Annotated in this window: 10 protein-coding genes and 1 pseudogene; 10 read left to right on the top strand and 1 reads right to left on the bottom strand. The window is 66.4% G+C overall.

Going from position 1 to position 8,621, the window contains the following annotated elements; translation table 11 throughout:
* The 9 genes from BM388_RS17105 to BM388_RS17730 all read left to right on the top strand — a co-directional run.
* Nucleotides 1–322, top strand: a 322-nt coding sequence (locus BM388_RS17105) for an IS30 family transposase (protein ID WP_139233985.1), incomplete at its 5' end; no start/stop codon positions are given.
* A 216-nt stretch (nucleotides 323–538) separates the two neighbouring features.
* A complete protein-coding gene (locus BM388_RS17100) occupies nucleotides 539–2,050 on the top strand; it encodes a phage tail sheath protein (protein WP_342714266.1) in 1,512 nt (503 codons plus the stop codon).
* A gap of 45 nt (nucleotides 2,051–2,095) precedes the next feature.
* A complete protein-coding gene (locus BM388_RS17095; RefSeq protein WP_089852397.1) occupies nucleotides 2,096–2,608 on the top strand; it encodes a phage major tail tube protein in 513 nt (170 codons plus the stop codon).
* An 88-nt stretch (nucleotides 2,609–2,696) separates the two neighbouring features.
* Entirely contained in the window at nucleotides 2,697–3,020 is a 324-nt protein-coding gene (locus BM388_RS17090; protein WP_089852395.1) for a phage tail assembly protein, read from the top strand.
* 26 nt (nucleotides 3,021–3,046) lie between these two features.
* A complete protein-coding gene (locus BM388_RS17085) occupies nucleotides 3,047–3,172 on the top strand; it encodes a GpE family phage tail protein (protein WP_089852392.1) in 126 nt (41 codons plus the stop codon).
* Between the two features lie 27 nt (nucleotides 3,173–3,199).
* The gene (locus tag BM388_RS17080) at nucleotides 3,200–5,695 is read left to right on the top strand and encodes a phage tail tape measure protein (protein WP_089852390.1); all 2,496 of its coding nucleotides are present in this window, start codon (nucleotides 3,200–3,202) and stop codon (nucleotides 5,693–5,695) included.
* Nucleotides 5,696–5,722: 27 nt separating this feature from the next.
* A complete protein-coding gene (locus BM388_RS17075) occupies nucleotides 5,723–6,172 on the top strand; it encodes a phage tail protein (RefSeq protein ID WP_089852389.1) in 450 nt (149 codons plus the stop codon).
* A complete protein-coding gene (locus BM388_RS17070; protein WP_089852387.1) occupies nucleotides 6,169–7,200 on the top strand; it encodes a phage late control D family protein in 1,032 nt (343 codons plus the stop codon). The genes BM388_RS17075 and BM388_RS17070 overlap by 4 nt, the downstream gene beginning before the upstream one ends.
* 93 nt (nucleotides 7,201–7,293) lie before the next feature.
* Nucleotides 7,294–7,857: a hypothetical protein gene (locus BM388_RS17730; protein WP_139233984.1), complete on the top strand. Its 564-nt coding sequence runs from the start codon at nucleotides 7,294–7,296 to the stop codon at nucleotides 7,855–7,857.
* On the opposite strand, the gene BM388_RS17065 is transcribed toward BM388_RS17730, so the two are convergent.
* Entirely contained in the window at nucleotides 7,854–8,201 is a 348-nt protein-coding gene (locus BM388_RS17065; RefSeq protein WP_089852385.1) for a S24/S26 family peptidase, read from the bottom strand. The two genes, BM388_RS17730 and BM388_RS17065, sit on opposite strands and share 4 nt — an antisense overlap.
* A 173-nt stretch (nucleotides 8,202–8,374) precedes the next feature.
* Here BM388_RS17065 and BM388_RS17060 point away from each other — a divergent pair.
* A pseudogene (locus BM388_RS17060) lies at nucleotides 8,375–8,621 on the top strand (IS481 family transposase); the annotation flags it as partial.

Here is an 8,621-nt window from a genome sequence, read left to right as displayed (position 1 = left end):
GGTCCAGACCATCACGCTGGACAATGGCTCCGAATTCGCCGAGCACCAAGCCGTGTCCAAGGCAGTGACAGCAGCGACATACTTCTGTGATCCCTACTGCTCCGGGCAGCGTGGGACCAACGAGAACACCAATGGCCTGATACGGCAGTACTTTCCCAAGGGAACGGACTTCCGCCAGGTCACCGATGCCGAGCTTCGCAGGGTGCTCAGGAAGCTGAATGACCGCCCTCGAAAACGGCTCGGCTATCGGACACCGGCACAGGTATTCCTGGGGGAATACTCAGGAGCCCTGGATACCGCAGGTGCTGCACTTATTGCTTGAATTCAGGACTCGAAGTCATCTATCAGGACATATTCGGCAAACAGCACAGGGCGATAGACCCACAGCCAGGGAAAGATCTCTAATCCCTTCACCACGCCCGCCACCAGGCGGGCGTTTTTGTGCCATCACCACCCCACAATCCCCGCCGCTAGAGCCCCGCCCGCTCCCGCGCAAGCATGACCCCGACCGTCATGCTCACCTGCGCAGGAGCCCCACATGGCCCAGGACTACCACCGCGGCGTTCGCGTCGTGGAGATCAACGAAGGCACCCGGCCGATTCGCACGGTGGCCACCGCCGTCATCGGCCTGGTGGCCACCGCCCCGGACGCCGCGGTGGCCGTCGCCGCCTCGCTGCTCGTCGATTCCGCCGCCGCCGAGAGCGGCGTCACTTACACCGCGGCCACCGCCGGCACCACCGGCAACGCCATCCGCGTGCGCTACGTCGACCCGGGCAGCGCCTCCGCCACGCTGGCCGTCAACGTCAGCGGACAGGACATCACCGTCAGCCTGGCCACCGACATAGACGGCGCGATCGTCAGTACCGCCGCCGAGGTGACCACCGCCGTCAATGGCGAGGCGAACGCCAGCGCCCTGGTCACCGCCGCCGAGGAAGGCGCCGGGGCCGGCGTGGTCGCAGTAAGCGGCTTCGCCAACCTCACCGGCGGCGAGGACGAGCCGTTCCCGCTCAACACGCCGGTGCTGGTCACCGATCCGCTGGGCGCCCAGGGCGACGCCGGCGACACCGGCACCCTCGCCCGCTCGCTGGACGCCATCGCCGACCAGGTGAAGACCTTGGTGGTCGTGGTGCGCGTGGCCGAGGGCGCCGACGACGCCGAGACCAAGACCAACGTCATCGGCGGCGTGGACGGCAGCGGCAAGCGCCTTGGCGTGCAGGCCCTGCTCGCCGCCGAGGCCCGCCTGGGCGTGAAGCCGCGAATCCTCGGCGTGCCGGAGCTGGACGACGCCGACGTCACCAGCGAGCTGATCGGCGTAGCCCAGAAGCTGCGCGCGTTCGTCTACGCCTCCGCCGGCGACAGCACCACCATGGAAGAAGCGGCCATGTACCGCCAGAACTTCGGCGCCCGCGAGGTGATGGTGATCTGGCCCGACTGGACCGGCTGGGACACCGCCATCAGCGCCACCCGCCAGCTCTCCGCCGTGGCCCGGGCCCTGGGCCTGCGCGCCAAGGCCGACCAGACGATCGGCTGGCACAAGACGCTCTCCAACATGCCGGTCAACGGAGTCACCGGCATCAGCCAGGACGTGTTCTGGGACCTTCAGGACCCCAACACCGACGCCGGCTACCTCAACAGCCATGAAGTCACCACCCTCATCAACCGCGGCGGCTTCCGCTTCTGGGGCTCGCGCACCTGCAGCGTCGACCCGTTGTTCGCCTTCGAGAACTACACCCGTACCGCCCAGGTCATCGCCGACACCATCGCCGAGGCCCACCTCTGGGCGGTCGACAAGCCGATGCACCCCTCGCTTGTGAAGGACATCGTCGAGGGCATCAACGCCAAGTTCCGCGAGTGGAAGCGCCTGGGCTACCTGATCGACGGCGTGGCTTGGTTCGACGCCGAGATCAATACTCCCGAGGTGCTCAAGGCCGGCAAGCTCTACATCGACTACGACTACACGCCGGTGCCGCCGCTCGAGAACCTGATGCTCCAGCAGCGCATCACCGACCGCTACCTGGTCGAGTTCGCCGACCGCGTCGCCGCCGCCTGAGCCCGATAGCGGTTCAGCATCGGGAACCCGCAAGGAGAAACACGCATGGCACTCCCCAAGATCCTCAAGGACTTCAACCTGTTCGGCGACGGCAACGACTGGCAGGGCCAGATCCAGTCCATCACCCCGCCCGAGCTCGCGCGCCGCATGGTTGAGTACGAAGGCGGCGGCATGGACGGCCCCATCGAGGTCGACATGGGCAACCAGCTCCAGGAGATGACCTGGACGCCCGGCGGCCTGATCATCGACGGCCTGTTCGACACCTACGGCTCGCCGATCCACGACGCCGCCCAGCTGCGCTTCACCGGCAGCTACGAGTCTGATGAGACCGGCCAGGTCGTGCCCGTCGAGATCGTCGTGCGCGGCCGCCACAAGACCATCGGCATGGGCGAGGCCCAGAAGGGCGACAACTCCCCCGGCGAGGTCACCACCACGCTCAGCTACTACAAGCTCACCGTCGACGGCGAGGAGATCATCGAAATGGACAAGCCCGGCATGGTGTTCCGTGTCCGCGGCGAAGACCGCCTTGCCGATCGCCGCGCCGCCTTGGGTCTCTAAAAACAGGCCTCTGATCCCCAGCCCCTCATCAGCCACTGCACCGCCGCCCCGCTGGGGCGGCCCATGACGCACACCGGAGCCACACCCCATGACCGACAAGACCACCGCCCCCGCCGAGCTGCCCCAGGTCGTCACCGAGACCGTCGAGCTCGACTCCCCCATCCAGCGTGGCAGCCAGACCGTCACCGAGCTGCAGATCCGCAAGCCCAAGAGCGGCGCCCTGCGCGGCGTGGCGCTCACCGACGTGCTGCAGATGCAGGTGGACGCCCTCACCAAGGTGCTGCCGCGCATCACCGAGCCGGCGCTGGCCGAGGCCGAGATCCGCGACATGGACCCGGCCGACCTGGTCCAGTGCGGCGGCGTGGTGAGCGGTTTTTTGCTGCCGGCGAAGACCAAGGCCGGCGAGCAGTAACCCTCCCCGAGCACGTCGACGACGCCATGGCGGACCTCGCCATGGTGTTCCACTGGGGCCCGGCCGAGATGGACCCCATGGAGCTCGAGGAACTGATGGATTGGCGCGAGCGGGCCCGCCGCCGCGCCGAGCCGCCCAAGAAGTCCCGCTGACCGTATCCAAGACAGGAAGGAACGCCGATGGCCCGCGACCTCAAGCTGCAAGTCGTCCTGGATGCCGTGGACCGGGTCACTCGGCCCCTCAAACAGATCTCTCAGGGCAGCGGCCGTACCGCCGAGGCCCTGAAAGCCAGCCGCGAGCAGCTCAAGACCCTGGAGCGCGCCCAGCGCGACCTGCGCGGCTTCCGCGACCTCAAGCGCCAGAGCGAGAGCAGCAGCCGCGCCCTCGAGGAGCAGCAGCAGGAGATCCGCGAGCTCTCCCGCCAGATGAACAACGCCGAGGGCGACACCAGGGCCCTCGGCCGCCAGCGCGACAAGGCCGTTCGCCAGGCCCAGCGCCTCAAGGAGCAGTACCAGCAGGAGCAACGCCAGCTGGACTACCTGCGCCGCAACATGACCCGCGTCGAGGGCGTCACCGGCAGCCACGCCGACCAGCAGCGCGAACTGACCCGGCGCATCCGCGAGGCCAACGGCCAGCTCGAGGCCCAGCAGCGGCAGTTGCGCGAAACGGCACAGCGACAGCGCCAGGCGGCCGATGCGGCCAAGCGTTACCAGCGCGCCGCCGGCCGCGCCTCGAGCATCGCCGGCAACGGAGCGGCCGGTGCCGCCGCCGGCGGCGTGGCCCTCACCGCCATGACCCATCAGGCCTTCGGCAACCAGATGAGCGGCGCACGCCTAGCCGCGCAGTTCGGCGAAGGCGACCAGGAGGCGACGCGCTATCGCGAGGTGATCACCGAGGTCTATCGCGGCGGTCGCGGCGAAGGGCTCGACCAGGTCACCCAGGCGGTCGGCGCCATTGGGGCGTCGTTCGGCTCGCTGGAGTCCGTCTCGAACGAGACGCTGTCCTCGATCACCCGCCAGGCGCTCACGCTCTCCGATGTGTTCGGCATCGACATCACCGAGGCCGCGCAGACCGCCGGCATCATGGTGCAGAACGGCCTGGCCCGCGACGCCAGCGCCGCCTTCGACCTGATCGGCCGCAGCTTCCAGGAAGTGCCCGAGCAGATGCGCCAGGAGCTGCCCGAGATCCTCCACGAGTACAGCACCAACTTCCGCGCCCTCGGCTTCGATGGTCAGGAGGCCATGGGCCTGCTGGTGGCCGCCGCCGAGCAGGGCAAGTTCGCGCTCGACAAGACCGGCGACTCCCTCAAGGAGTTCACCATCCGCGGCTCGGACATGAGCAAGGCAAGCCGGGAGGCCTACGAGGCCGTCGGGCTGGATGCTCAGGCCATGGCCGACGCCATCGCCAGCGGCGGCGATCGCGCCCGCCAGGCCATGCACACCACCGCCCGGGCGATCCTCGACATCGAGGACCCAGCCCGGCGCGCCAACACCGCCATCGCGCTGTTCGGCACGCCCATCGAGGATCTCTCCGTCGACCAGATCCCGAAGTTCCTCCAGGCGCTCACCGGCACTCAGGGCGGCCTGGGCGACGTGACCGGCGCAGTCGACGATATGGCCACCACCCTGGACGACAACGCCGGCAAGGCATTGCAGCGCGTGCAGCGGGTCCTCGCCGGCGAGTTCATGGGCGTGCTGGACGAGGTCGACGACGACATCATCGCCATCAGCCGCGCAGTCACCGGCTGGATCGACGAGAACCCCGAACTGGCCCGCACCCTGGTCAAGGTCTCCGCCGGCCTGGCCGCCCTGGTCGCCGTGGGCGGCGGCTTCATGGTGCTGCTCGGTTCGGTGCTCGGCCCCATCGCCCTGGTCAACTACGCCCTGACCCTGCTGTCGCTCAACCCGGTGAGCCTGACCATCATGGGCATCGTCGCCGCTGTGGCCGCGCTGGCCGCCGGGGCCACACTCATCTACCGCAACTGGGACGGCATCAGCGCCTGGTTCGGCGAACACTGGGCCGACATCAAGAACGCCTTCGCCGGCGGCATCGGCAGCGTCATGCGGCTGCTGCTGGACTGGTCGCCCATCGGGCTGATCTGGCGCGGCGTCACCGCCGGCCTCGAGGCGCTGGGCGTCGAGATCCCGGGGAAGTTCGGCTCCCTGGGCAGCGCGATGATCGACGGCATGATCGACGGCCTCACCGGCAAGCTCGGCGAATTGCGCGACCGGGTCACCGGCATGGCCGGCAACGTGCGCGACTGGTTCGCCGACAAGCTCGACATCAACTCGCCCTCCCGTGTGTTCGCCCGGCTCGGCGGCCACACCGTCGACGGCCTGAATGCCGGGCTCGACGCCCAGCGCGACGAGCCCGCCCGCCGCGTGGGCGAGATCGCCCGGCGCGTGCGACAGGCCGGGGCCGGCCTGGCCATCGGCACCGCCAGCCTGCCCGCCGTGGCCGACGTGCCGATCGACAATCGCCCGCCGCTCCAGGCCCCCGGCGGTGGTGGCGACGTGCATATCACCATCGAGGGCGGCATCAACGTCCACGCCGCCCCGGGCATGGACGAGCAAGCGCTGGCCCGGATGGTCAACGCCGAGGTGAAGCGCGCCGTTGCCGACGCCGGCCGCGAGGCCGCCGCCCGCCGGCGCTCGTCCTTCTACGACATCGACTGACCCCCTCGCCCACCAGGAGCCCCGCCCATGATGATGACGTTCGGCATGTTCGTGTTCGGCCTCAGCACCGCCGCCTACCAGGAGCTGCAACGCCAGACCGCCTGGCGGCACCAGAGTCAGGGCCGCATCGGCCGGCGGCCCGCACGCCAGTTCCTTGGCCCAGGCGAGGATACCATCACCCTCACCGGCACTCTGCTGCCTCAGTTCACTGGCGGCCAGCAGAGCCTCGACCAGCTGCGCGAGATGGCCAACCAGGGCGCCGCCTGGCCGCTGATCGAAGGCTCTGGCACCTACTACGGCCTCTACGTCATCGTCTCGCTCAACGAGCGGAAGTCCGACTTCTTCCGCGACGGCGCCGCCCAGCAGATCGAATTCGACCTCAAGCTCGAGCGCATCGACGAAGACGACAGCGCCCAGCTCGCCAGCACCGCCGCCATGCGCGCCCTAGCCACCGGCCTGAATGGAGCACTGGCATGAGCCTGCTCAGCGAGCCGGGCCGCGCCGCCCGCACGCCGGACTACCGCCTCACCCTGATGGGCCAGCGCATCAGCCCCCAGGTCGGCGCCAGCCTGCAGCGCCTGCGCCTCACCGATCGCCGCGGCCTCGAGGCCGACCAGCTCGACCTCACCCTGGAAGACCACGACGGCCGCCTCGCCCTGCCGCCCCGCGGCGCCGAGCTGCACCTGGCCATGGGCTGGCGGGGCCAGTCACTGGTGGACCGCGGCACCTACATCGTCGACGAGGTGGAGCACTCCGGCGCGCCGGACGTGATCACCATCCGCGCCCGCTCGGCCGACATGCGCCAGGGCCTGCCCGGCAAGCGCACCCAGAGCTGGGACGCCATCACCCTAGGCGAGATCATCACCACCATCGCCGGCCGCCACAGCCTGGAGCCGAAGACCGGCCAGCACCTCCAGGGCATCTACCTCGAGCACATCGACCAGACCGAGGAATCGGACCTGCACTTCCTTACCCGCCTGGCCGAGCGCTATGACGCCATTGCCACCGTGAAGGCCGGGCGGCTGCTGTTCATCCCCGAGGGCGCGGGCCTGACCGCCGGCGGCACCGAGATCCCGCCGATCCGCCTCACCCGCCAGGCCGGCGACCAGCACCGCTACAGCGTCACCGACCGCGACGCCTACACCGGCGTCGTCGCCCAGTGGCACGACGAGGCCGCCGCCGAGCCCCGCGAAGTGATCGCCGGCAGCGACGACGAGCCCAAGCGCCTGCGCCCCACCTACGCCAGCGAGGACGACGCCCTCGCCGCCGCCCAGAGCGAATGGCAGCGCCTGCAGCGCGGCGGCGCCTCGTTCACCCTCGACCTCGCCGAAGGTCGCCCCGAGCTCTACCCTGAGACCCCGGTGATCGCAGACGGCTGGAAGCGCGAGATCGACGCCACCGCCTGGCTGATCACCGAGGTCAGCCACGACCTCAGCGACCGCGCGCTGACGAGCTCGGTGGAGATGGAGGTGAGTAATAACTCTGGTGCTCAAAGAGGTCTCTAAAATTGAGTGTTGCTAATTCATATCTACAAATTGCAAAATAAAAAGAGAACATGAGAACCAAGCTGCAATTTTTTAAAAAATATTGAGGAACTTATGGGAGTTATTTTTAGCGGTATAGGAGCAGCATTGTCAGCTGCATTGATTACGTTCTTAATGAACTATATCCATCACATAAGGAGAGATAGAAAATCTAGCGCTCTTAACCTGTACGAGGCCATTGAAACAGCTAGGCACGACATAGGAACAATCGCTATTTCTATGTCGCAAGTAGCGAGAAAATGGAGTAGCTACGAATCATCAATAGATTTTTTACTTCAATCTGGAGTGACGACCTCTCCTGCAGAATCAAGAATGGCTGCGATAGTTGCACTAGATTTTCCAGCACTCACCCAGCGACATCAAGAGATAGTCAAGAAGATTAAGGAAATAAATGAAATTGTAGGCCACCTATCTTTCAAAAACTCTGAATACCAGAACAATGAAACTGCAGAAAAACTCATTTCACTTAAAGACGAAGTTATGGATATATCAGATTTATTGCGAAATGAAGCCCTTGAGATTGCCAGAGAACCTCTTTGGAACTACATGACAAGAAGAGGAGTATGTATCCTTAAAAAAATCGACCCAAGAAAAACTCTTGAGAGACTTCAGCTTTAAGATACCCTCGCCTGATTCACTACCACGCCCCGCAGATCCGACTGCCGAGCCCAAGTCGATTCCTGCGGCCCGGCGGTCTGCATCAGCCGGAAGCGGCCGCCGATCCTATGGCTGCGACACAGTCGCAAGCTGTCCTCGCCCTGCACCGCCACCAGGTCGCCGTGCTGAACCGGGCGCGCCTCGTCGATCACCAGCACGTCGCCCTCGATGATCTCTCCGTCCACGCCGGCGTCCTCCCCCACTTCCACGAGGTAGCAGCTCGGAGGCAGTCGCCGAACGTCCAGGTCCTCGATCGCGGGATGATCATGGCCCGGCAATGCCGGGCCCAGGTAGCTAACTCGCATGTGTCCCTGCCAATTCCAATCCCTGCGTTCAGCCGCACCATGCCGGGCTCGGCCGCCTCCACCCCTGGCGTTTTTGCATATTTGTAGGATCCCGGATGATCAGATCGCCTATAGAAGTTATCCTCTGCTAGCAGCCAGAGAGCTTCTACAGCAATTCATTCGGGAGCAGGTTCATGGACATCAAGCTGCATAAGCAGGCTACGACGACACCGAAGATCCGTGCCGAGATCCAGGCAGCCCCCTCTAGCATCACGGATAGCGAGTTGGCCCGCCAATACGGCGTCGCCACCGCGACTATCCGGCGTTGGCGGTACCGTGACGATGTCCACGACCGACCGCACACGCGGCACAACCTGCTGGCCACGCTCACGCCCGAACAGGAAGAGGTGCTGATCGCGGCTCGTGAATTCCTTCGCCTTG

The organism is Halomonas saccharevitans (assembly GCF_900116405.1).
GTDB lineage: Bacteria > Pseudomonadota > Gammaproteobacteria > Pseudomonadales > Halomonadaceae > Halomonas > Halomonas saccharevitans.
This window is presented reverse-complemented; position numbering and strand designations above follow the sequence as displayed.